The sequence below is a fragment of the Rehaibacterium terrae genome, assembly GCF_014202935.1.
Lineage (GTDB): Bacteria > Pseudomonadota > Gammaproteobacteria > Xanthomonadales > Xanthomonadaceae > Rehaibacterium > Rehaibacterium terrae.
The window spans coordinates 1-22,880 of sequence record NZ_JACHHX010000020.1 but is presented as its reverse complement, the minus strand read 5'-3'; the positions used below and the strand labels follow the sequence as shown (position 1 = coordinate 22,880).

General features: G+C 65.2%; 14 protein-coding genes and 1 CRISPR repeat array. Of the genes, 11 read left to right on the top strand and 3 right to left on the bottom strand.

Translation table 11 applies throughout. From position 1 onward, the window contains the following. The first annotated feature begins 23 nt into the window (after window positions 1-23). Together HNQ58_RS11775 and zapE are read left to right on the top strand one after the other, a co-directional pair. The gene (locus HNQ58_RS11775) at window positions 24-704 is read left to right on the top strand and encodes an alpha/beta hydrolase (protein ID WP_183949127.1); all 681 of its coding nucleotides are present in this window, start codon (window positions 24-26) and stop codon (window positions 702-704) included. Next, window positions 704-1,828 (top strand): cell division protein ZapE, encoded by a 1,125-nt coding sequence (zapE, locus tag HNQ58_RS11770; RefSeq protein ID WP_183949126.1) that lies wholly within the window; start codon window positions 704-706, stop codon window positions 1,826-1,828. Before HNQ58_RS11775 ends, zapE begins: the two co-directional genes overlap by 1 nt. A 224-nt stretch (window positions 1,829-2,052) precedes the next feature. Here the strand turns inward: zapE and HNQ58_RS11765 are convergent, their stop codons facing one another. Together HNQ58_RS11765 and HNQ58_RS11760 are read right to left on the bottom strand one after the other, a co-directional pair. Then, a complete protein-coding gene (locus HNQ58_RS11765) occupies window positions 2,053-2,595 on the bottom strand; it encodes a pseudouridine synthase (RefSeq protein WP_183949125.1) in 543 nt (180 codons plus the stop codon). A 69-nt stretch (window positions 2,596-2,664) separates the two neighbouring features. Then, window positions 2,665-3,543: a class I SAM-dependent methyltransferase gene (locus HNQ58_RS11760; RefSeq protein ID WP_183949124.1), complete on the bottom strand. Its 879-nt coding sequence runs from the start codon at window positions 3,541-3,543 to the stop codon at window positions 2,665-2,667. Window positions 3,544-3,642: 99 nt separating this feature from the next. Here HNQ58_RS11760 and HNQ58_RS11755 point away from each other — a divergent pair, with 99 nt between their 5' ends. Next, a complete protein-coding gene (locus HNQ58_RS11755) occupies window positions 3,643-4,734 on the top strand; it encodes a serine hydrolase domain-containing protein (RefSeq protein WP_183949123.1) in 1,092 nt (363 codons plus the stop codon). Window positions 4,735-4,831: 97 nt separating this feature from the next. On the opposite strand, the gene HNQ58_RS11750 is transcribed toward HNQ58_RS11755, so the two are convergent. Further along, on the bottom strand, window positions 4,832-7,060 hold the full coding sequence (locus HNQ58_RS11750) for an NADP-dependent isocitrate dehydrogenase (protein ID WP_183949122.1): 2,229 nt from the start codon (window positions 7,058-7,060) through the stop codon (window positions 4,832-4,834). An 822-nt stretch (window positions 7,061-7,882) separates the two neighbouring features. Here HNQ58_RS11750 and HNQ58_RS11745 point away from each other — a divergent pair. The 8 genes from HNQ58_RS11745 (at window position 7,883) to cas2 (ending at window position 18,205) form a co-directional block, all read left to right on the top strand. Continuing rightward, window positions 7,883-8,392: a DEAD/DEAH box helicase gene (locus tag HNQ58_RS11745; protein WP_221301285.1), complete on the top strand. Its 510-nt coding sequence runs from the start codon at window positions 7,883-7,885 to the stop codon at window positions 8,390-8,392. A 31-nt stretch (window positions 8,393-8,423) separates the two neighbouring features. Then, window positions 8,424-11,186 (top strand): type I-G CRISPR-associated helicase/endonuclease Cas3g, encoded by a 2,763-nt coding sequence (cas3g, locus tag HNQ58_RS11740; protein WP_183949121.1) that lies wholly within the window; start codon window positions 8,424-8,426, stop codon window positions 11,184-11,186. Further along, window positions 11,186-12,109: a type I-G CRISPR-associated protein Cas8g2 gene (gene cas8g2 / locus HNQ58_RS11735; RefSeq protein WP_183949120.1), complete on the top strand. Its 924-nt coding sequence runs from the start codon at window positions 11,186-11,188 to the stop codon at window positions 12,107-12,109. Before cas3g ends, cas8g2 begins: the two co-directional genes overlap by 1 nt. Next, a complete protein-coding gene (gene cas7g / locus HNQ58_RS11730; protein WP_183949119.1) occupies window positions 12,106-13,398 on the top strand; it encodes a type I-G CRISPR-associated RAMP protein Csb1/Cas7g in 1,293 nt (430 codons plus the stop codon). The genes cas8g2 and cas7g overlap by 4 nt, the downstream gene beginning before the upstream one ends. A 5-nt stretch (window positions 13,399-13,403) precedes the next feature. Then, window positions 13,404-14,924: a type I-G CRISPR-associated protein Csb2 gene (gene csb2, locus HNQ58_RS11725; RefSeq protein ID WP_183949118.1), complete on the top strand. Its 1,521-nt coding sequence runs from the start codon at window positions 13,404-13,406 to the stop codon at window positions 14,922-14,924. 264 nt (window positions 14,925-15,188) lie between these two features. Then, window positions 15,189-15,956: a type I-G CRISPR-associated protein Csb2 gene (csb2, locus tag HNQ58_RS11720; RefSeq protein ID WP_183949117.1), complete on the top strand. Its 768-nt coding sequence runs from the start codon at window positions 15,189-15,191 to the stop codon at window positions 15,954-15,956. A 203-nt stretch (window positions 15,957-16,159) separates the two neighbouring features. Then, complete coding sequence (gene cas4g/cas1g / locus HNQ58_RS11715; protein ID WP_183949116.1) at window positions 16,160-17,881, top strand: CRISPR-associated endonuclease Cas4g/Cas1g; 1,722 nt, start codon at window positions 16,160-16,162, stop codon at window positions 17,879-17,881. Between the two features lie 33 nt (window positions 17,882-17,914). Further along, complete coding sequence (cas2, locus tag HNQ58_RS11710; RefSeq protein ID WP_183949115.1) at window positions 17,915-18,205, top strand: CRISPR-associated endonuclease Cas2; 291 nt, start codon at window positions 17,915-17,917, stop codon at window positions 18,203-18,205. 237 nt (window positions 18,206-18,442) lie between these two features. After that, a CRISPR array of direct repeats spans window positions 18,443-22,769; the repeat unit is 36 nt; unit sequence GTGATCCGCGGCGAACAGCCGCGGCCTCATTGAAGC. Window positions 22,770-22,880: the final 111 nt, after the last annotated feature.

The following is a 22,880-nucleotide window of genomic DNA, read 5'->3' as shown; positions in this document are numbered from 1 at the left end:
CCGTCACCCCGACCGTCCCGCCCATGAGCGCCAGCCCGGATTCCGCCCCGAGCCAGTTCCCGAGCGAGCCGACCACGTTCTTCCTGCCCGGCCCGGCCGGCCGGCTCGAAGTCGCCGTGGACCTGCCCGAGCCGGCTTGTGCCCGGCCCGCAGTGGCGATCATCTGCCACCCGCTGCCCACCGAGGGCGGCACCATGCACAACAAGGTGGTGACCATCACCGAACGCGCCCTGCGCGAACTCGGCGCCAAGACGGTGCGCTTCAACTTCCGCGGTGTCGGCGAGTCCGAAGGCGAGTTCGACAATGGCCGCGGCGAGACCCTCGACCTGCTGGCCGTGGCCGAATGGGTACGCAAGGTGCTGCCCGACCATGACCTGTGGCTGGCCGGCTTCAGCTTCGGCGCCTACATCAGCCTGCTGGCCGCCCGCCATCTGCCGGTGAAGCAGATGATCTCGATCGCCCCGCCGGCCGGGCGCTGGGACTTCGCCGCCGTGCTGCCGCCGGACTGCCCCTGGCTGGTGGTGCAGGGCGAGGACGACGACGTGGTCGATCCGCAGGACGTCTACGACTGGATCGAGTCGCTGCCGGAAAAGCCGACCCTGGTGCGCATGCCCGAGACCGGACACTTCTTCCACCGCCGCCTGATGGACCTGCGCGGGGCGATCAAGCACGCCGTCCGCAAGCACCTGCCACCCGCGAAGTGATGGCCGCGGGCGCCGCCCCTTTCCATCCCGGCCCCGGACTGCCCTCGGCGATCCATGCCGAGGGCGTCGCCGCCGGCCGCTGGCAGGCCGATCCGGCGCAACAGCCGGCGCTGGACGCACTCGACCGCATCCACCGCGAGCTGCTGGCCGCGACCCCGACCGGCCTGCTGGCGCGGCTGCGTGCCCGCCTCGCGGCGCCGCCGGCGCCGGTCACCGGCCTGTACCTGTGGGGTGGAGTGGGGCGCGGCAAGACCTTCCTGGTCGACCTGCTGTTCGACCACCTGCCGCTCGCCGCCAAGCAGCGCTGGCACTTCCACCGCTTCATGGGCGAGGTGCACGCCCGCCTGCGCGCACTGCCCGACCGCGCCGACCCGCTGGACGATGTCGCCGCCGCGCTGGCCGCCGACATGCGGCTGCTGGTGCTGGACGAGTTCTTCGTCGGCGACATCGGCGACGCGATGATCCTCGGCCGCCTGCTCGAAGCGCTGTTCGCGCGCGGCGTCACCCTGGTCACCACCTCCAACACCATGCCGGCCGAGCTGTACCGCGACGGCCTGCAGCGCGCCCGCTTCCTCCCGGCGATCCGCCTGCTCGAGCGCCACTGTCAGGTGCTCAAGCTGGAAAGCCCCACCGACTACCGCCTGCGCCAGCTCACCCGGGCCGCGGTCTATCACCAGCCGCTGGGCGAGGCGGCCGAGGCGCAGCTGGCGGCGATCTGGCAGCGGCTCACCGCGGATGTGCCGGCCGAGGCCGGCCCGCTGCGCCTCCACGGCCGCGAGCTGCCGGCCCGCGCCTTGGCCGAGGGCCTGGCCTGGTTCGACTTCGCCACCCTCTGCGAGGGGCCGCGCGCGGTGGCCGACTACATCGAGCTGGCGCGCGACTTCCACACCGTGCTGGTGTCCGGCGTGCCGCGGTTCGACTGCGACAACGACGACCCGGCACGGCGCTTCGTGCACCTGGTCGACGAGTTCTACGACCGCCACGTCAACCTGATCGTCTCCGCCGCCGCCGCGCCGACCGCGCTGTACCAGGGCCAACGCCTGCGGCACGAATTCGAGCGCACCGCCAGCCGCCTGATCGAGATGCAGAGCGCCGAGTACCTGGCGCGCGAACACCGGCCCTGAAGGGGCGGGATTGGGGATGCGGGATTCGCAGGCGGCTCCAGCCGCGACCCGGAGTGCGAAGCAGTGAGTGAAGGAGGAGTGAGAAACGAGGGAAAGCGTCGGCGCATCGAAGCGCCGCTCTTCTCTCACTCATCACGCCGCTCCACTCACGCCTGGTTTCCGGAGGTCGCGGCTGAAGCCGTCTGCCTTCGGCAGACGACTACGTCGTTCCTGCAAGGCCACCGCTACATCGCCAGCTCGCGCCACTGCCCGGGCGCCAGCCCGTCGAGCCGGTGCGGGCCGATGGCGGTGCGGATCAGCCGCAGCGTCGGCAGGCCGACCGCGGCGGTCATCCGCCGCACCTGACGGTTGCGGCCTTCGGTGAGGGTCAGCTCCAGCCAGGCGTCGGGCACGGTCTTGCGATGGCGCACCGGCGGATCGCGCGGCCACAGCCAGTCCGGCGCGGCGGCGAGGCGTGCCTGCGCCGGCCGGGTCGGTCCGTCGTTGAGCCTCACGCCGCGGCGCAGCGCGGCGAGCTGATCCGCGCCCGGCGCGCCTTCCACCTGCACCAGGTAGGTCTTGGGCCATTTGAAGCGCGGCGAGCTGATCCGCGCCTGCAGCGCGCCGTCGTCGGTGAGCAGCAGCAGGCCCTCCGAATCGTGGTCGAGGCGGCCGGCGGGGTAGACGTCGGCAGGCAGTCCGAAAGCCCCCAGCGTCGGCCGCGGCGGCGTGCCGCGGTCGGTGAACTGGCAGAGCACGCCGTAGGGCTTGTTGAAGGCGATCAGCATGGCGTCGTGGCGGGCATACCAATGCGAACGCCCCCGGAAGGGGGCGCTCGCGCTGGCGGACGGGTGCGGTTACTGCTCTGCCGGCTTGCGGAAGCGCAGCGTCATGCGGTCGGATTCGCCGATGTCCAGGTACTTCTGCGCGTCCTGCCCCTCCGGCACGCGCAGGGTCGGCGGCAGCGTCCAGACCCCGTTGGGGTGGTCCTTGCTGTCGCGCGGGTTGGCGTTGATCTCGCTGCGCTCCTCCAGCACGAAGCCGGCGGCGGTGGCGAAGGCGATCACCTGGTTCTCGCTGACATAGCCGCTGCGGTCGCCCTCGGGCACGTCCTGGTCGGCACGGTGCTCGACCACGCCGAGCACGCCGCCCGGCCGGAGCACGGCGAAGAAGCCGTCGAACATCGGCTGCGCATGGCCGCCCATCATCCAGTTGTGGACGTTGCGGAAGGTCAGCACCGCATCGGCCGAGCCGGGCTCGCCGAACACCGGCGCGGCCGGATCGACCTCGACCAGCGTGGCCTGCCCGTAGACCTCCGGCTGGGCCTCGAACTTGGCACGCAGCCGCGCGTTCTGCTCGGCGGCGTAGTCGCGGGCGCGCTCGCTGGCGGCCTTGGCCGGGTCGCTCACCGCGCCGATGTAGCGGCCCTGGTCGCGCAGCAGCGGCGCCAGGATCTCGGCGTACCAGCCGGCGCCGCCGGGCCAGATCTCGACCACGGTCATGTCCGGCCGCACGCCGAAGAACTCCAGCGTCGCCTTGGGATTGCGGTAGACATCGCGGGCGACGAACTCGGGCGTGCGCCAGGCGCCGGCGATGGCGGCATCCAGCGCCGACGGCGCGGCGGCCGGTTCGTCCGGCGCGGCCGCCGGCGCGGACTCCGTGGCGGGCGGGGCCGACTGCTGCGAGCAGGCCGCCAAGGCGAGAACGAGCGCGATAGGCAGCATCTTGCGGATCATGGGTCGGCCCTCCCGAGATGGCGTAGTCCAGGGCTCCGGAGCCTAGCACAGCGTCGCGTAAACGCCGGTTCACGCGGCCCGAGCGGCTATGCTCGCAACATGGCTGCCGGCTTCACCTTCGCCCTGCTGCTGGCCGCCGGCGCCGGCGCGACGCCATCCCAGGACTGCATCGCCGCCCACGCCGAGGCCTACCGTCGCCAGCACGCGATCCCGGCGCTGTCGCTGGCGATCGCGCGCGACGGCCACCTGCGGCATGCCAGCGCCCACGGCCACGCCGACCTGGCCGGCGACACGCCGCTGACCCCGCAACATCGCCTGCGCATCGCCAGCGTCAGCAAGCCGCTGACCGCGCTGGCGGTGCTGCGGCTGGTCGAGGACGGCGCCCTGGCCCTGGACGAGCGCGTGTTCGGCCACCGCGGCGTGCTCGGCGCGCGTCATCCGATCCCGCCCAACAACCCGCGCCTGGCGCGGGTGACGGTACGTCACCTGCTCGAACACAGCGCCGGCTTCGGCGGCTGGGACGCCGACCCGATGTTCGCCTACCCCGGCGACGACCCGGCCGAACTGGTGGACTGGGTGCTGCGCCGCTGGCCGCTGGTCGACCGCCCCGGCGCGCGCTTCCGCTACGCCAACTTCGGCTACTTCCTGCTCGGCCGCATCGTCGAGGCGCGCAGCGGGCAGGCGTACGAGGATTTCGTGCGCGAGCGCCTGCTGCGCCCCGCCGGTGCCGCGGCCATGTCCGTGGGCCGCGACGGCGAGGCCGGGCGGCAGCCCGACGAGGTGCAGTACGCCGATGCGCCGGCCAGCTACCGCTTCGTGCGCCCGGCGCGGCTGGAGGCGCACGGCGGCTGGATTGCCACCCCGGGCGAACTGCTGCGCGTGCTGGCCTACCTGCACGGCGAGACCGAAGCCGCCGCGCCGCTGCGTCCGGCGACCGTGCGCCGCATGCTGCGCGCCTCGGCGCCCGACGACCCGCAGGGCCGCCCGTCGCACTACGGCCTGGGCTGGGAAGTCACCCGCACCGGCCACGGCCACCTCGGCGCCATGCCCGGCACCCTCGCCCTGCTGTTCCGGCGCCGCGACGGCCTGGCCTATGCCGCGCTCGCCAACCGGCTGCCGCCGGACGATGTCGACGGCCGCGCCCTGCAGGCGATGCTGGAGGCGGCGGCGGCGGCCTGCCTGCGCCACTGAGCCCACGCCCATGCCCGCAGCACGGCCACGGGGCGCCGCGGCGCCTCGTGGGTGCGTGTCGTGCCAGGCCCGCGCACGCCGCCGCCGGCGCGGGCGGTCAGCCCGCCAGCGTCGCCAGCGCCGCGTTGAAGGTGGCGCTGGGGCGCATCGCCCGCGCCAGCTTGTCCCGGTCCGGCCGGTAGTAGCCGCCGATGTCCACCGGCCGGCCCTGCACGGCGGCCAGCTCGGCGACGATCCTGGCCTCGTTGGCGGCGAGCGTGGCGGCCAGTGGCGCGAAGGCCGCCTTCAGCCCGGTGTCCTCGTCCTGCGCCGCCAGCGCCTGCGCCCAGTACAGCGCCAGGTAGAAGTGGCTGCCGCGGTTGTCCAGCCCGCCGACCTTGCGCGCCGGCGCGCGGTTCTCGTCGAGGATGCGGCCGTTGGCCTGGTCCAGGGTCCGCGCCAGCACCCGGATGCGGGCATCGCCGTGGCGCTCGGCCAGGTGCTCCAGCGAGGCGGCCAGCGCCAGGAACTCGCCCAGCGAATCCCAGCGCAGGTAGTTCTCTTCCAGGAACTGCTGCACGTGCTTGGGCGCCGAGCCGCCGGCGCCGGTCTCGAACAGCCCGCCGCCGGCCATCAGCGGCACGATCGACAGCATCTTGGCGCTGGTGCCCAGCTCCAGGATCGGGAACAGGTCGGTGAGGTAGTCGCGCAGCACGTTGCCGGTGACCGAGATCGTGTCCAGGCCCTGGCGGATCCGCGCCAGCGAGAAACGCATCGCCTCCACCGGCGGCAGGATGCGCAGGTCCAGCCCGGCGGTGTCGTGCTCCTCGAGATACCGCTCGACCTTGGCGATCAGCTGCGCGTCGTGCGCGCGCTGCGGGTCCAGCCAGAACACCGCCGGCGTGTCGCTCAGCCGGGCGCGGGTGACGGCCAGCTTGACCCAGTCGCGGATCGCCGCGTCCTTGGTCTGGCACATGCGCCAGAGGTCGCCGGCCTCGACCGCATGCTCGAAGACGACCCGGCCGTCCTGGTCCACCACCCGCACGGTGCCGGCAACAGGAACCTGGAAGGTCTTGTCGTGCGAGCCGTACTCCTCGGCCTTCTGCGCCATCAGGCCCACGTTGGGCACCGAACCCATGGTCGCCGGATCGTAAGCGCCGTTCGCCTTGCAGTCATCGATCACCGCCTGGTAGATGCCGGCGTAGCAGCGGTCCGGAATCACCGCCTTGGCGTCCTGCAGCTCGCCCTTCGCGTTCCACATCCGTCCGCCGTCGCGAATCATCGCCGGCATCGAGGCATCCACGATCACGTCCGAGGGCACGTGCAGGTTGGTGATGCCTTTGTCGGAGTTGACCATCGCCAGCGCCGGGCGCCGCGCGTACTCGGCCGCGATGTCGGCCAGGATCGCCTCGCGGGTGGCCGCATCCAGCTGCGGCAGCCGCGCGTACAGATCGCCGATGCCGTTGTTCGGATCGAAGCCGACCTGTGCCAGCGCCGCGGCATGCTTGCCCAGCGTGTCGCGGTAGAAGCGGCGCACCACGACCCCGAACAGGATCGGGTCGGACACCTTCATCATCGTCGCCTTCAGGTGCAGCGAGAACAGCACGTCCTGCGCCCTGGCGTCCTCGATCTGCGCATCGACGAAGTCCGCCAGCTTGCGCGTGCTCAGCGCCGCCGCATCCACCACCTCGCCGGCCTGCACCGCCAGCTTGTCCTTCAGCACGGTGATGGTGCCGTCGCCGGCGACCAGTTCGATGCGCAGCGTGCCATCCTGCGTCAGCGTCGCCGACCGCTCGCTGCCATAGAAATCGCCCTCCGCCATGTGCGCCACGTGCGCCCGGGACCCGGACGACCACGGCGCCAGACGATGCGGATGCTTGCGCGCGTACTCCTTCACCGACTTCGGCGCGCGGCGGTCGGAATTGCCCTCACGCAGCACCGGATTGACCGCACTGCCCTTGACCCGGTCGTAGCGCGCCTTGACCTCGCGCTCGGCCTCGTCGCGCGGCTCGTCCGGATAGTCCGGCAGCGGATAGCCCTGGTCCTGCAGCTCACGGATCGCCGCCTTCAACTGCGGCACCGAGGCACTGATGTTCGGCAGCTTGATGATGTTGGCCGCCGGCGTCTTGGCCAGCGCGCCCAGCTCGGCCAGATCGTCGGCCACCGCCCTGTCGCCCAGCCGCTCCGGAAACTGCGCCAGGATCCGCCCGGCCAGCGAAATGTCGCGCGTCTCCACCGTCACCCCGGCCGCCCCCGCGAACGCCTGCACGATCGGCAGCAGCGACGCGGTGGCGAGGAACGGCGCCTCGTCGGTGAGGGTGTAGAAGATCTTCGGCGTATCGGACATGACGGGCTCGCTGAGGGAAGGCGGACGAAGCGGCCATTTTCGCGGTTTGGGTGGCGGGGGGCAAAGCGCGTGGGCAGGGCTGCGGAACGCCACGACGTGAAGGCGATGCGGGTCGAGGGCAACCTGGCGTGGCGCCGAGGCTGATCGCCAAGGTGTCCACGGACGGACACTGGTCCGGCTTCGACTTCTTCCGGGGCGGTCGCCCGCAGCCGCCATCGCGGCAGGGGCTGCGGGTGTGGGGCCGCTGATGAGTGCCTTTGCCTGCAGGCCCGCCAACACGCCCTGCGGCGCTCCCTGCGGGCTTTGGGGTGTTGGCCCAGCCGGTGGGAGGATTGCGGCCTGGCCGCTACACCGGGGGCGGCGGCCCCGGCCCGTGGAGCGAATCTAACATGGCCACGGACCGCTGCGGCTCGTCATCGACGACCGCCAGACCAACACCCGGGGTCGATACCCGTGTGTACAGGGCAGGCCTGCATGGGCCTCTACCTTTGCTGGATCTGTCGCCCCACTGCCGGCCGGCGTCAGATCCCCGGTGCTGTCTCGTCCCGTGAGACTGCACTCCGGTATGACGCGACACGTCCCGACGTCCTTGCTATCGTCCAGCCACAGGGGGAAAGCGTATGGATACGCCACGAGCCGCAGCCCAGGCCAGTCTTCTTCGCTCCGTGACGAAGCCGGAAAGCTACCCGACTTGGCCGCCACCATCGCATCCGGCCATCGCAGGGCTCCGCTGTCCTGCAGCCCTTGGCCTTCATGCCGACCGTCCGCTCCCCGGCCCCGTCGAAACCCGGGCTTGCCGGCTAAAGCATGGGCACCGCACCGATGAACTTCGACGACTTCTTTCGAACCGCCTTCGGCAAATCGGCGGATTCGGACTACGAACCCTATGGCTATCAGCGCCGGCTTGCACAGGAGCCTTGGCCCGACCTGCCCGAAGTGCCCACCGGCATGGGCAAGACCGCGGGCGTCACCCTGGCCTGGCTGTGGAAGCGGGGATGGCGGCAGGGCGGGCGCGGGAGCGCCCCGGATTCGGATACCCCGCGCCGCCTCATCTGGTGCCTGCCGATGCGTGTGCTGGTCGAGCAGGCCGAACGCAATGCCCGGGACTGGCTCCAGCGCCTCGGGATACTGGGCGAACCGGGACAGGGTCGCGTGTCGGTGCACCTGCTCATGGGTGGTTCGGAGGATGTGAAAAACGCCACCTGGGCCGAGTACCCCGAAGAGGACATGATCCTGATCGGCACCCAGGACATGCTGCTCTCACGCGCACTGATGCGCGGCTACGGCATGAGCCGCTACCAGTGGCCGGTGCATTTCGCCTGGCTGCAATAAAACGCTAATTTCTCAGCGAGGGGTTGCCTTGATGAATCTTGAGAAATTCACGAGATGGTTTAGAAGCCTCACCGGGCATGACCCCATGCCATGGCAAGAAGAGCTATACGCACGCTTCATGGGAGGAGATTTGCCTGATGCCGTTGATATCCCGACCGGCTTGGGCAAAACCACCATCATGACGATCTGGTTGATCGCGCAGGCTTGTGGCGCAAAAGTTCCAACACGGCTCGCCTACGTAGTGGATCGCCGGGCAGTGGTGGATCAGGCCACGGATGAAGCAATGAAGCTCCGAGACGGCGTCGGTGAAGACCCAGAATTGAAGAGCGCACTCGGATTACGCGAGAACCAGGCACTGCCGATCTCGACGCTGCGTGGCCAGTATGTGGACAACCGCGAATGGCTCGACGACCCGACTTCACCAGCGATCATCGTGGGTACTGTGGACATGATCGGCTCGCGCCTGCTCTTCGAGGGCTATGGCGTTTCCCGTAAGATGCGGCCGTATCACGCAGGTCTTCTGGGCGTGGATACTTTGGTCGTGCTTGACGAGGCGCATCTCGTGCCACCGTTCGAACACCTGCTGCGATCCATTGCCTCGGAACCGTCGCTACGTGGGCGCGATGAGAGCTGTCAACAGATCATTCCGCCATTCAAAGTGTTGCCGCTTTCAGCCACAGGGCGCGCGCAGGGAAAGAGTCGTTTCCAGCTGACAGAAAAAGACTTTGAGCATGAGCTCGTCAAAGAGCGATTGAGTGCGCTGAAGTCCATGACGATCATCCCATGCGTCAACGACGAGAAGTTGGAGGATGTGTTGGCCGAGCGCGCCTGGGCTCTCGCGGACGAAGGCAAGAAGGCGATGCGGGTCCTCGTCTACGCCGACAGCCGCGAGGTTGCCAGAAAGGCCAAAGTGACTGTTGAGAAGTTGGCAAAGGGCGATAAGAAACAGGGAAAGCCAGCAGTAAAGATCGAATCAGAGCTTTTCGTCGGCAGCCGCCGCGTGTTCGAGCGCGAGGCTGCTAAGCAATGGTTGAAGGAGCACGGTCTTCTCGCCGGAAGCGGGACGGTGCCTAGCGGACCGGTATTTCTTTTTGCGACGTCCGCCGGGGAGGTCGGCGTCGACCTCGACGCCGATCACATGGTGTGCGACCTCGTCGCCTGGGAGCGGATGGTCCAGCGCCTCGGACGTGTAAACCGGCGTGGTAAGGGAAAGGCACACGTCATCGTGATCCTGAAGCCGCAGCCGAAGGCAAACAAGTGGCAACAAGATGCGTTGGACAAACGAGACCGAGGAGAAGAGCTCAACAACAGCGAGCGCAAATGGGTAGAGAAGTACGAGAAGGAAAAGCTTGACTGGGAGAACCATCAGAAGCCAATCCGGCAACTCCCTAAGAATGACGATGGAGCCATCGATGCCAGCCCAGGTGCCCTGCTGGACCTCAAAATGCGTGCCGAAACCGACGAATCTTTGAGGAAAATGCTCGACGAGGCTGTAACGCCGGAGCCGCTTCGTCCCGAATTGACACGTCCACTCGTCGACGCCTGGTCCATGACGTCGCTCGAAAAGCATACCGGGCGCCCAGCCATCCAGCCCTGGTTGCGAGGCTGGATCAAGGATGATCCACCGCAAACTGCACTCGTATGGCGAAAGCACCTCCCCGTGCGCAGATCGGGCCCTGCGCCTCACAAGAAGGAAATTGAAGCCTTTTTCGAGGCCGCACCACCGCACCTGAGTGAAATTCTTGAGACTGAAACGTTCCGCGTTATTGATTGGCTTGAAAAGCGTCACGCAGAGTTGATCAAACAGAAAACGGTGCAAGCTGAGGTACCCGATGAGCATCCCCTTCGTGAGACCGATGTCGTGGCCTTCGTGCTTGACGCTGACGGCAGCTTGCGGAAGTCGTTCGTGTTCAAGGAGCTTGCTCAAATCGAAAATTTCAAGGCGGTGCTGGAGGGGGCCACGCTCATCCTCGATGCACGCATCGCGGGTTTGAAGGATGGGCTCCTCCACGACAATGCCGATGACCTGCCCCGCACGGCGGACGACGGACAGAATTGGCTCGACGAGGGAGTGGTTGGATTTCGGATACGTAGCATTGAGGCGTCCGCGACTGTGTCAGGTGATAAGGGTTGGCACCAGCGCTACCGTTTCGCATCGGCTGTGACCGAGGATGGCGAGCCAACCCGCTGGCTCATCGTCGAGAAGTGGCGGCAAATCGCAGCGACCGAAGAGGATCGCTCGACATCTCGCCCCCAGCTTTTGGACGAGCATCAGTCCTGGACCGAGGAGCGCGCCCGTCGTTTGGCCAAGGCAGCCGGTCTGGACGACGAGCTGACTGAGGTGCTTGCGCTCGCTGCGCGTCACCACGACGAAGGCAAGCGGGCGGCACGATGGCAGCGCGCCTTTCATGCACCGAAAGATGGGATCTATGCGAAGACTGAGGGTCCCATCGACTACCGTCTCCTCGACGGCTATCGCCACGAACTTGGGTCGTTGCTTCGCGTCGAAAACGACAAAGGAGTCCCAAAGCTCTCCGCAGAAAATCGCGACCTCTTGCTGCACTTGATTGTGGCACACCATGGCTTCGCGCGACCCGTGATTGGCACAACTAGCTGTGACGACGCGCCGCCCTCTGCCCTCGAGACAAAGGCAGCCGAAATCGCCATTCGATTCGCGCGCTTGCAGGACCACTGGGGCCCCTGGGGCCTTGCGTGGTGGGAAGCGCTCTTGCGCGCGGCCGACCAGCAGGCTTCACGGGACAACGAACTGCGCGCAGCTACGGGAGGCGACTAATGGCAAAGGCGTCGATTGCTGTCGATCTCTTCAACCCAGGGCAGGTCTTCGCCTGCATGGGTTTTTTGGAGGTGGCAGATGTTCTGCTCGGAGGCGCCGAGGGTGGTTTCGATTGGACCAACCAATCCGAAGTGCGCTTCCAGCTCCATGCAGGCAAAAACGAGGGCAACCCGTTCGAGGCTGTGCTCCAGTTCCTGGTCGAAGCGAAGATCGAGCGGCTGGTGCCCGAGAGTTACGCGGATCCCCCAGCCAAGAAAAGTCAAGACAAGAAGAAAGAGAAGAAAGGGAAGAAAGGGAACCAAAGTGCCGCCGACGGAAATGAAGATTCAACGGCAGACGCCCCGCTAAGACAGATCGGAACTTTTCCCGCAGGCAAAGCTGACCCTATGATCTTGCCGCTACGGTTTAGTGTTGGCAATCGCATTTTAGACGTTTCCCACTGGTGCGATGCATCCTCGCGCAACTCATTCAAGCTTTTCGCTGGCCAGCAGCGCAGTGACGCGATTAGCCGGCAGATGCTCGAGAAGATTGGCGAGCTCTGGAAGAGTCGTAGAGCGGAACTCGTAAGCAAGCCGTTTGACCTCACAGTCCCCCTCAGCGGCAGCAGTTTCAAGTTCGACGCTCGAAAATCATGGATGGCGATCGACGTGGGTTATTCACCGGACAAGCAAAAGCATCACGTGGAGGCCTCTCCCATCGTAGAGATGCTCGCTGCCATCGGCCTCGAGCACGCCCGTCCTGACGAGTACGAGACCCGTGAGGTGTGCTATGGCGTCTGGAGAGGCTACGTACCGCCAATCCTCGCGCGTCCGATACTCGGAGGTTCAAGCATGGGCATTCCGATTCGACTTTTTCGATTCACGCTCGATCTTGCTGGCAAGAACAAGAATGTCACGTTTGCAACTGAGGAGACTCAAGTATGAACGACTCAACCGATATAAAGCAGGTAACCGAGAACGATCTGGACAACTGGGCTACCATGAATGATGGCCCAGTGGCTTTGCGCCTGAAGCAGCGTCTTCTGCCGGTTGAGGAAAGCGGAATTATCTTCCCGCCGACCTATGCAGACATCGGCTACAACATCGACACCCTGTCGGATGGTACCCGTGTGGCGACCATCGACAGTGTAGGGTCGCAGGCCAACCGACTCGAGCCGATCTTCAAGTCGGAGTCGAAGGACCCCAACGACTGGCTTGTCCCCCAGATCGAGATTCTTATCCACAAGGAAGCATGCGGCGAATGCGAAAACTGCAAGAGCAATGCTGGCAATGCGAAGAAGGCTAATAAGGAGTGCAAGCAACCGCGAGAAGTGACGCGCTCGCTGCTCGATCTTGCTCACCGCGCCGCTGACGCGGTGGTCCAGTCCTCACCAGACCTGCTCAAGCTGATCGAGCCTGCTTTCAAGAGGCTCCAGCAAGGAGATGCAGGACCGTTATGCACCGTGGCTCCGACGTCACTCGTCTTCGGGGTCTGGGACTCCCGTGGCAACACGGGCGAGAAACGCCCGCGCCTTGTGCGGTCGATTATCCGCGCTTGGGACGTCGAACCGCTCCACGCGGCGGCTCAGTTCAACTCGATCTGGAAGCTGCTGGATGAGGAGCAACAAGAGGAACTCAAGAAAGAGGCGAAGGCGAAAAAGACAGATCTTTCGGAAAAAGGGCTCGCAGATGCGCCAGCGACATTTCGCAAGACCAAAGTGCAGCAGTATCGGGACGGTTTGCCGAATCCGGAGGCGCGCGTCCTCGGAGGTGTTTTAGTAAAAGGTTCGATCGAGCGCGAGGTGACAGTCAATCTCGTGGCGCTCCGCGGCCTGCGTGGCGAGAATGACCAGGAAACCACTGAAATCCGCAAGTACCTCCTCGGCCTTTCCCTAATGGCTGCTACCGCCGATATCGAACTCTACCTTCGCGAAGGTTGTTTGTTGCGCTATGCGGAGAACGGCGACGCGTGGTACGAGGTCCCTCGACGAGGCGAGCCGACACCGATCAGGCTGGATGTAGAGACGATCAAAGAATATGCGAGGGAAACAGCAGGTCCATTCCGTACGAAGTGGCCTGCCGTGTTCAACGAGAAATGGCCTAAAGGAGATGGGGAGAAATCTCAAGAAGGAGAGAAGTCGCCAGCGCTCAAGTACGAGTTCAATCTCGATGCAGCCAAGAAGCTGCTTCAGAAAAAGGTTGCGGAAGAGGAAAAGGGGAACCAGTCCGAGTAACTGCGATGAAAGCACTCGTCCTTTACATCCGTCTGCACGACGGGCGCTACCACGGCTGTGCCGACTGGCCCCCTTCGCCCGCGCGTCTCTTCCAGGCGTTGGTCGCGGGGGCTGGCCTCGGGGGTCCGCTCGCGGAGACAGAAAAAAACGCGCTCGAGTGGCTCGAAAGGCAGGACCCGCCGCTCGTAGCCGCACCGCTTGCAAGGCAGCCCAGTCGTGGCGTTTTGTTCTACATGCCAAACAACGACAGCGACGCAATCGGAGGTGATCCGCAAAGAATGGCGAAAATTCGGACCGCGACGAAGCACTTCAAACCCTGGCATTTCGACGCTGCGGTTCCCTTTCTTTACGTATGGTCTCTAACGGAGGAAGCTGACGGAGAACATGCCAAGGTGATTTGCTCGCTGGCAGAACGCCTTTACCAGTTTGGGCGTGGTATTGATATGGCATGGGCGTGGGGTGAAGTCCTTGATGATGGCGCGCTCAAAGACTTGTTTGCCAAGCACCCAGGCCACCTCTACCGTCCATCGGCTGGAAGCAGTGAGATTGAGCTTCTGGCCCCTTGCCTCGGTTCACTCAAGAGCCTCTGTCTTCGCTATGAAGCATTTGGCGACCGATTCCGATATGTGAAAGAGGGTGAGTCGGTCTGTGTGGTTTTTCGCAAACCGCCCACACCCCGATTTCGGAAGACTCCATACAACAACCCGCCTTCGCGACAGCTCTACGAGCTTCAGAGCGCCACAGGAGCCTTCGCGCCATGGCCTTTGACACGCACCACAGCTCTCGTTGCCAAGTTGCGCGATGGTGCTGTGGGCTGGTTAAAAAAGGCGTTGCCCGGGATCACCGGCGACATCGACCGTGTGCTGGTGGGTCGTAGGCCCGACGGAACTAACGATATACCACCTGAGCATCGTGTTCGGATCATCCCTTTGCCCTCCATCGGGCATTTCCATGCCGATCAGGAGATCCGGCGTGTATTGGTCGAGGTGCCACCGACTTGTCCACTGCGTGCGGATGTCGTGGCTAGGGCATTCTCCGGACTGGATGTTTTCGATCAGGAAACCGGAGAAATTCTTGCAACGTTGGTCAAGGCTGATGACGCAGGATTCTTGCGACACTATGCTCTCGAAGATGCCCTCGAAGACAACAGACTCTACCGGGTTTGGCGTACGGTCACACCTGCTGTGCTGCCTGTTGCTAGCCGCAGCTGGCAGATCGGTCGGTCGCGCATGCGGTCGCAAGTGAAGACAGGATCTGAGCGAAGAGTCGGACTGGAAAGAGCGGCAGCAGCAGTAGTTCAGGCGCTGCGTCATGCTGGGGTACGAACGAGGGTGGATGCGATCCGTCTTCAGCGGGAACCGTTTACGGCAAGCGGAGCACGGACCGAAGCATTTGCCAGCGGGACTAGGTTCGCGGAGGATCGTCTATGGCATGTAGAACTCACCTTCAAAGAGAAATTGGCTGGTCCCCTGCTTCTGGGCAATGGGCGTTTTATGGGGCTAGGCTTGATGACGCCGGTTTACTGAACAGCAGAACCAGATCAGCCTGTTGACACTATATCTTTGGAAATTACTTAGGAGTAACTGTGACTACGGGTGATCGTTTGATTGACTGGCCTAATATAGCTCCTGAAGACGGCTGTCGCGAGCTATTTCGTCGCACCCCCGACCTAGCCTGCTTGCGCGACGTGAAAGATTTGATTCTGGCTTTTCGGTGGCCAGGCAATCCAAGACCAGGCGTTGACTCAGCCGTGGAAATCTGATTTTTCCGTCGCTTCGGTTGAGCGAGGCATGGCAAGAGCGAGGACGACCCTCACAAGCGCCCGCTTCGCCCTCTACGGCAAGCCGCTGCCGCGCATCGAGGATGCCATCCGCATGGGCGAAGCCCTGCGCGCGGCCGTCATGGGCCAGGCCAAGCGCCTGCTGGGTGACGACAACATTCCGCGCGAGCTGTCGGGCCACGATCTTCCCGACGACAACCGCCACGGCCATGCCTTCTGGCTTCCGGACCCGGACGAGCGCGGCGTGATCACGCACCTTCTCGTCCATGTGCCTGGCGGCTTGAGTGCGGATGCCCTGCGCACGCTCACCGCGCTCACGACGGTCCGCTACGGCGACGACGAACGGCTGCGCGTGATGCTCGAGGGCGTCGGCGCCGGCAGCCTGTTCCGCGCACAGACGCCACTGGCTGGCGAATCCACGCTCTGGCGCAGCCTCACGCCCTATCTGCACCCCTGGCACCTGAAAAAACCGGCCATGCGCTCGCCAGAAGCCCTGCATCAGGCACTGCTCGCACAACTACGCAAGGAGTGGCATGCCCGCGGCGAAGGTCTGCCCGAGATCCTCGATTTCCGCGAACTGCCCGACTGCGATTTCAGCGGCCGCCGTCTCAAGCCCCTGCACTACCACCGCTTCCGCCGCAAGCGTGGCCTCACCCAGCCCGACACCCTCGGCCGCCTGATCGAACTGCGCTTCGCAGCGCCCGTGCGTGGCCCGCTTGCCCTGGGCTTCGGCTGCCATTACGGCCTGGGCCTGTTCGCTTCTGTCGATGCCGAATAGGGTGAGCCTGGAGAGGGCACTTGTCGAAACACGCTACGCCCTATGGCGGCTGATGCGCCTGGACATCAGCCACAGCCATCGCGTTCGGACCGGAGCATTACCATTCCAGCACCGAGAACGCATCTGGCAGTGCCGCCAACTGTGGTTCCGCGCAGGCAGCGGCATTTCGAGCGGCAGCGCAAAGCTGCCGGGGAGGCTTGCGCATGGAGCCCAGACAAGGCGAACTGGAACTGCCGTTTCCCGAACTTTCCGGCGACCAGCCGCCGATCCCGGTACGGATGCTCAACGAGCATGTGTACTGCCCGCGTCTGGCCTACCTGATGTGGGTGCAGGGCGAGTGGATGGAATCGGCCGACACCATCGAGGGCCGTCACCGGCACAAACGGGTGGATAAACTGGCCGGCGACCTGCCGGATGCGGAGCAGGCCGAGGCCGAACGGATCGAGATCCACGCCCGTTCGATCACCCTGTCATCGAACAAGCTCGGCCTCATCGCCAGGCTCGACCTGATCGAGGGCGAGGGCAACATCGTGACGCCGGTGGATTACAAGCGCGGCAAGCGGCCACATACCGCGCGCGGCGTGTACGACCCCGAGCGGGTGCAGCTCTGCGCCCAGGGCTTGTTGCTGCGCGAACACGGCTATGTCTGCGAGGAGGGTGCGATCTACTACGTCGAGAGCCGCGAGCGTGTGCGGGTGACGTTCGACGAGGAGCTGCTGGCACTCACCCGCAAGGCGATTGCCGAGCTGCGCGCCATGGCCGCCGGAGGACGCATTCCTCCCCCGCTCGAAGACAGCCCCAAGTGCCCGCGCTGTTCGCTGGTGACGATCTGCCTGCCCGACGAGGTTCGTTTCCTCAAGTCTCCCGAGCTGGCTCCGCGCCCGCTTGCGGTATCGCGTCACGAAGCACTTCCGCTATACATTCAGCAGCACAACGCCAAGCTCAGCAAGAAAGGCGAGGTGCTGGAGGTCAGCAAGGACCACAATGTTCTGGCCACTGCACGCATTGGCGAAACCTCGCAAGTGGTGCTGATGGGCAACGTGTACATCACGACACCGTGCCTGGCCGAGCTCATGCAGCGCGACATTCCGGTCACCTGGCACAGCTACGGCGGCTGGTTCTATGGCCATACCGTCGGCAATGGCCACAAGAACGTCGAACTGCGCACCGCGCAGTACCGCGCCAGTTTCGATGAGCGCGTCTGCCTGCGTCTGGCGCGCGGCTTCGTCGTCGCCAAGATCGCCAACCAGCGCACCATGCTGCGCCGCAACTGGAAACCGCAAGACAAGCCGGAGCGTGCGCTGGCCGACCTCAAGCGCATCCAGCAGCAGGCCGAGCGCGCCGACTCGCTGGAGACCCTGCTCGGCATCGAGGGCAATGCGGCAGCCATCTACTTCGCCCACTTCCGTGGCCTGCTGCGCGCCGCCGCCGCCGAGGACGAAGCCATTGTGCAGGCCTTCGACTTCACCCAGCGCAACCGCCGGCCGCCCACCGACCCGGTCAACGCCATGCTGTCGTTTGCCTACACCCTGCTGGTCCGCACCCTGCACGTGAGCCTGCAGGCGGTTGGGTTCGATCCGTATCGCGGTTTCTACCATCAGCCGCGATACGGCCGTCCGGCGCTGGCGCTCGACCTCATGGAGCCGTTCCGCCCCCTGCTTGCCGATTCGGTCGTGATCCAGGTGATCAACAACGGCGAAATCCATCCGAGCGACTTCGTCAGCGCCGCCGGCAGCGTCAACCTGGCGCCTGACGGCCGCAAGCGCTTCATCGCCGCCTTCGAGCGGCGCCTGTCCCACGAGGTCACCCATCCCCTGTTCGGTTACCGGCTCGACTATCGGCGCCTGCTCGAGTTGCAGGCGCGATTGCTGGGCCGGTTTCTGCTCGGTGAACTCGAGGACTATCCCAATTTCACCACCCGCTGAAGGCGGGCCGAAGTCTCAATCGGAGAGACACCGATGGACGAGCATCTGTACCTGGTCACCTACGACATCCGCGACCCCAAGCGCTGGAGGCAGGTATTCAAGCTGATGAAGGGTTTCGGTGAATGGCTGCAACTTTCCGTGTTTCAGTGCCGGCTCAGTCGCCGACGCCACGCCGAGATGCTGCAACTGCTCGATACGGCCATCGCCCCGGCGACCGACGCCCTACTCGTGATCGACCTCGGCCCTGCCGACAGGGTCAAGCCCCGGGTTGTCGCTCTGGGCGGGCGCTTCGAGCCCGTACAGCGCAGCCCGGTCATCGTATGAGCCGACCTCTTTGCCATTCCGCTATGCTCATCCCATCCGCCACCACGCTGCGAGCGCTCGAGTGGTGGCGCCAGCCCCGGCCAGCGCTCGCAGCTGGTCGCTCTTTGAAAAATGAGACAGTTACCAGCTATCGTTACGACGCTGCTCGCATATCGCTGCCGCTCAATCCGGACGTCGAAACGAGCGCTCGCAAGCCCACGCACAAGGCTTTGCTCGTCAAGGTTTTGCGGAGGGGCTGTGATCCGCGGCGAACAGCCGCGGCCTCATTGAAGCTCGCGCCGAAAAGCAAGTCACCCGACCTGCCCGAGAGCGTGATCCGCGGCGAACAGCCGCGGCCTCATTGAAGCTTCAGGGCGTCCCTGACGCCTTCTGGCGTGGTGTTGGGTGATCCGCGGCGAACAGCCGCGGCCTCATTGAAGCGTCCGCAAGGGCCGTTCCGGCTCGCTCTGCCAGAGTGGCGTGATCCGCGGCGAACAGCCGCGGCCTCATTGAAGCCTGAGGTGTGGCCCCGCCCAGCGGCGCGGCCACACCTGTGATCCGCGGCGAACAGCCGCGGCCTCATTGAAGCTGGATTTCCGACCCCGAGCAGCTCGCGATGCAGCAGGTGATCCGCGGCGAACAGCCGCGGCCTCATTGAAGCAACAGGCAACCGATTGCTTACAAAGCAATTGCTCTGTGATCCGCGGCGAACAGCCGCGGCCTCATTGAAGCCTATCGGGGATGAGTGAGGCGCCAAGGACGCACCACGGTGATCCGCGGCGAACAGCCGCGGCCTCATTGAAGCCTGCGTAATCAACCTACGACCCAAGGGGCCATGCAATGTGATCCGCGGCGAACAGCCGCGGCCTCATTGAAGCTCGAACAGAATGCCGCGATTGGTATTGTCGTACTGGTGATCCGCGGCGAACAGCCGCGGCCTCATTGAAGCGAGAAAAGCCCACGTATGCGAGCCAGCCAGAACAAGCAGGTGATCCGCGGCGAACAGCCGCGGCCTCATTGAAGCCTGGAAGGCAACGCTATCAAGTACCTGGCCCGCTGGCGGTGATCCGCGGCGAACAGCCGCGGCCTCATTGAAGCGAGGTGTCACCGAGGCGCTTAGTCGAGATAAGGTGAAGGTGATCCGCGGCGAACAGCCGCGGCCTCATTGAAGCGAGCCAGTCCACTCCCGCCTGCGGCCCCGGAAGCAAGTGATCCGCGGCGAACAGCCGCGGCCTCATTGAAGCTCACCTACTGTGCAGGACGTGAAGGACTGGCTGCGCATGTGATCCGCGGCGAACAGCCGCGGCCTCATTGAAGCTCGATGGCGGTGACAATGCCGCTCTCGCCATTCATGTGATCCGCGGCGAACAGCCGCGGCCTCATTGAAGCCAATCTTCCGGCGCGAGCTTGCGCATCCTGCCGTGTGATCCGCGGCGAACAGCCGCGGCCTCATTGAAGCCGCATTGTCGGCTTGAGCGCCACGTGCTACAGGACGAGTGATCCGCGGCGAACAGCCGCGGCCTCATTGAAGCCCGTCTTGATGCCAGTGAATTCCTGCACCTGCCCCTGTGATCCGCGGCGAACAGCCGCGGCCTCATTGAAGCCGGCTACCTGATGACAGAGGCCGAGCGTCAGGGGCGGGTGATCCGCGGCGAACAGCCGCGGCCTCATTGAAGCTTTCCGTCGAGCGCATGATCGACGATGTCATGGGCGTGATCCGCGGCGAACAGCCGCGGCCTCATTGAAGCCTCTCGAACGAGGCGATGCCGGTGGTGCTGGAGGAGGGTGATCCGCGGCGAACAGCCGCGGCCTCATTGAAGCAAGAACACCTTGGTCACCGCCGCATCCAGCGAGACGCGTGATCCGCGGCGAACAGCCGCGGCCTCATTGAAGCTCCGAGGACGACAAACGGTCGGCCTTCGTTCCAAAGGTGATCCGCGGCGAACAGCCGCGGCCTCATTGAAGCACCGGCCGGATGGGTCCATCGCGCTGCAATGGGTCGTGATCCGCGGCGAACAGCCGCGGCCTCATTGAAGCCTCAAAGTACCTTTGTGGTACACAAAGTAGCCCTCTTCTTGTGATCCGCGGCGAACAGCCGCGGCCTCATTGAAGCCAGATGTGCGCGATTCCAAAGCTGTTGCTCACCGGGTGATCCGCGGCGAACAGCCGCGGCCTCATTGAAGCCTTTAGCGTCGGGTTCGTTGAGCCTTCCACAAGGCAAGTGATCCGCGGCGAACAGCCGCGGCCTCATTGAAGCGGGTATCCGGCCGTCGGGTTCGGTGGCGATTCGCCGGTGATCCGCGGCGAACAGCCGCGGCCTCATTGAAGCTCCGTTCCGACGACACGACCCGGGATAACCTCGGTCCCGTGATCCGCGGCGAACAGCCGCGGCCTCATTGAAGCTGCCAAGGGGCGCGACTCCTTGCATACGCGCTACCGGGTGATCCGCGGCGAACAGCCGCGGCCTCATTGAAGCTTGCCCAGCTCTACGCGCGTGCACGAGAGGATCAGGCCGTGATCCGCGGCGAACAGCCGCGGCCTCATTGAAGCTCGAAGTGCAGCTCGCCCCTCAACTCGCCACGCAGCGTGATCCGCGGCGAACAGCCGCGGCCTCATTGAAGCCTGCTTTTGCCGCTCGCGGTTGCGGGCGATCCCGCCGTGATCCGCGGCGAACAGCCGCGGCCTCATTGAAGCAAGCGTGCGGCCGTGTTGTGGGGGATCGGCCGCTACCTGGTGATCCGCGGCGAACAGCCGCGGCCTCATTGAAGCTCGAAGACCGCCAGGTATCCCGTGAACGTGCCGTCGTGTGATCCGCGGCGAACAGCCGCGGCCTCATTGAAGCCTGTTCAAGCCGCGCTCGAGCGCATGTCCCATGAGTTCGTGATCCGCGGCGAACAGCCGCGGCCTCATTGAAGCGGCGGCCTCTGCGGTCCGTTCGGCGGCTTCTGCGGCGTGATCCGCGGCGAACAGCCGCGGCCTCATTGAAGCCTGGTCTCGGGCTGGAAAACCGGCCCTTGATAGACGTGATCCGCGGCGAACAGCCGCGGCCTCATTGAAGCACGCCGACAGATGCAGTGTATCGTACTGCACGACGAAGTGATCCGCGGCGAACAGCCGCGGCCTCATTGAAGCGGTCGCCAAGATTCTCGGTTTCCGCAAGCCTGTGTGTGATCCGCGGCGAACAGCCGCGGCCTCATTGAAGCGAGCGTGCGGTGTGCAAAGCCTACGCCGCCATTACCGTGATCCGCGGCGAACAGCCGCGGCCTCATTGAAGCATGATGTTGCCGCGGGTGCCCGCGCGGATGGACGACTGTGATCCGCGGCGAACAGCCGCGGCCTCATTGAAGCCGCACTACCGCGCCGCTGCAGAAAGAGACCTACCTCGTGATCCGCGGCGAACAGCCGCGGCCTCATTGAAGCCGGCGTATAGCTCACATAGCCCACAGCACGAACACCAGTGATCCGCGGCGAACAGCCGCGGCCTCATTGAAGCTGGTGCATCCAGGACATCCCATCGCGCTACAGCGCCGGTGATCCGCGGCGAACAGCCGCGGCCTCATTGAAGCCGCCGTAGGTCATAGACCCGGTGCACTGGCGAGAACCGTGATCCGCGGCGAACAGCCGCGGCCTCATTGAAGCCTCCGGGGTGGCGACCCGGAGGCGTGCCCCTGGCGGGTGATCCGCGGCGAACAGCCGCGGCCTCATTGAAGCTTGAAGGTGGTCAAGCATTTTAATCTTGACCTCTTGTGATCCGCGGCGAACAGCCGCGGCCTCATTGAAGCGGCCGGGTTCTCCGGAAATTGTTTGTCGTTCATTATGATCGGTGATCCGCGGCGAACAGCCGCGGCCTCATTGAAGCGACCTCCACGGCCCAGCCATCGACGCCCACGATGTGTGATCCGCGGCGAACAGCCGCGGCCTCATTGAAGCGAGTTTAGAACAACCCAAGATGAATATGGCCCCGTCGGTGATCCGCGGCGAACAGCCGCGGCCTCATTGAAGCGTTCGCAAGATGCAGACCATCGGCCCCAGTACTTGGTGATCCGCGGCGAACAGCCGCGGCCTCATTGAAGCGGTGTGGCTGTCGCGCAGGGCGCTAGCGACTTCGGCGTGATCCGCGGCGAACAGCCGCGGCCTCATTGAAGCCACTATGACTCGATGGAGCCAGTAACGCATCGATCCGTGATCCGCGGCGAACAGCCGCGGCCTCATTGAAGCCGGTAGAGGATCAGCGCCGATTCGATGGCCTGTCGCTGTGATCCGCGGCGAACAGCCGCGGCCTCATTGAAGCTTCGCCGCCCCCCAGGGGTGCTACATCGCCGACGCAGTGATCCGCGGCGAACAGCCGCGGCCTCATTGAAGCGCATGAGGTCGGTGCAGCATCGCCGCGAAAGCAGCCGGTGATCCGCGGCGAACAGCCGCGGCCTCATTGAAGCTGTCTGTACGTCTCTGTAAAGCCATTCCGCAGCACTAGTGTGATCCGCGGCGAACAGCCGCGGCCTCATTGAAGCGCCGGTCTCCTCGTGCCATGAACGCATGCCGATGTGCGGTGATCCGCGGCGAACAGCCGCGGCCTCATTGAAGCCGAGTGGCGCGAATTCGTCGGCCCTGCAAAATGCACGAACTCCGCAGCGGGCTTGGCTTGGCCCCCCTTGGACGACTGCGCGAATCCCCGGAAAATCACACCGTCGTTGCC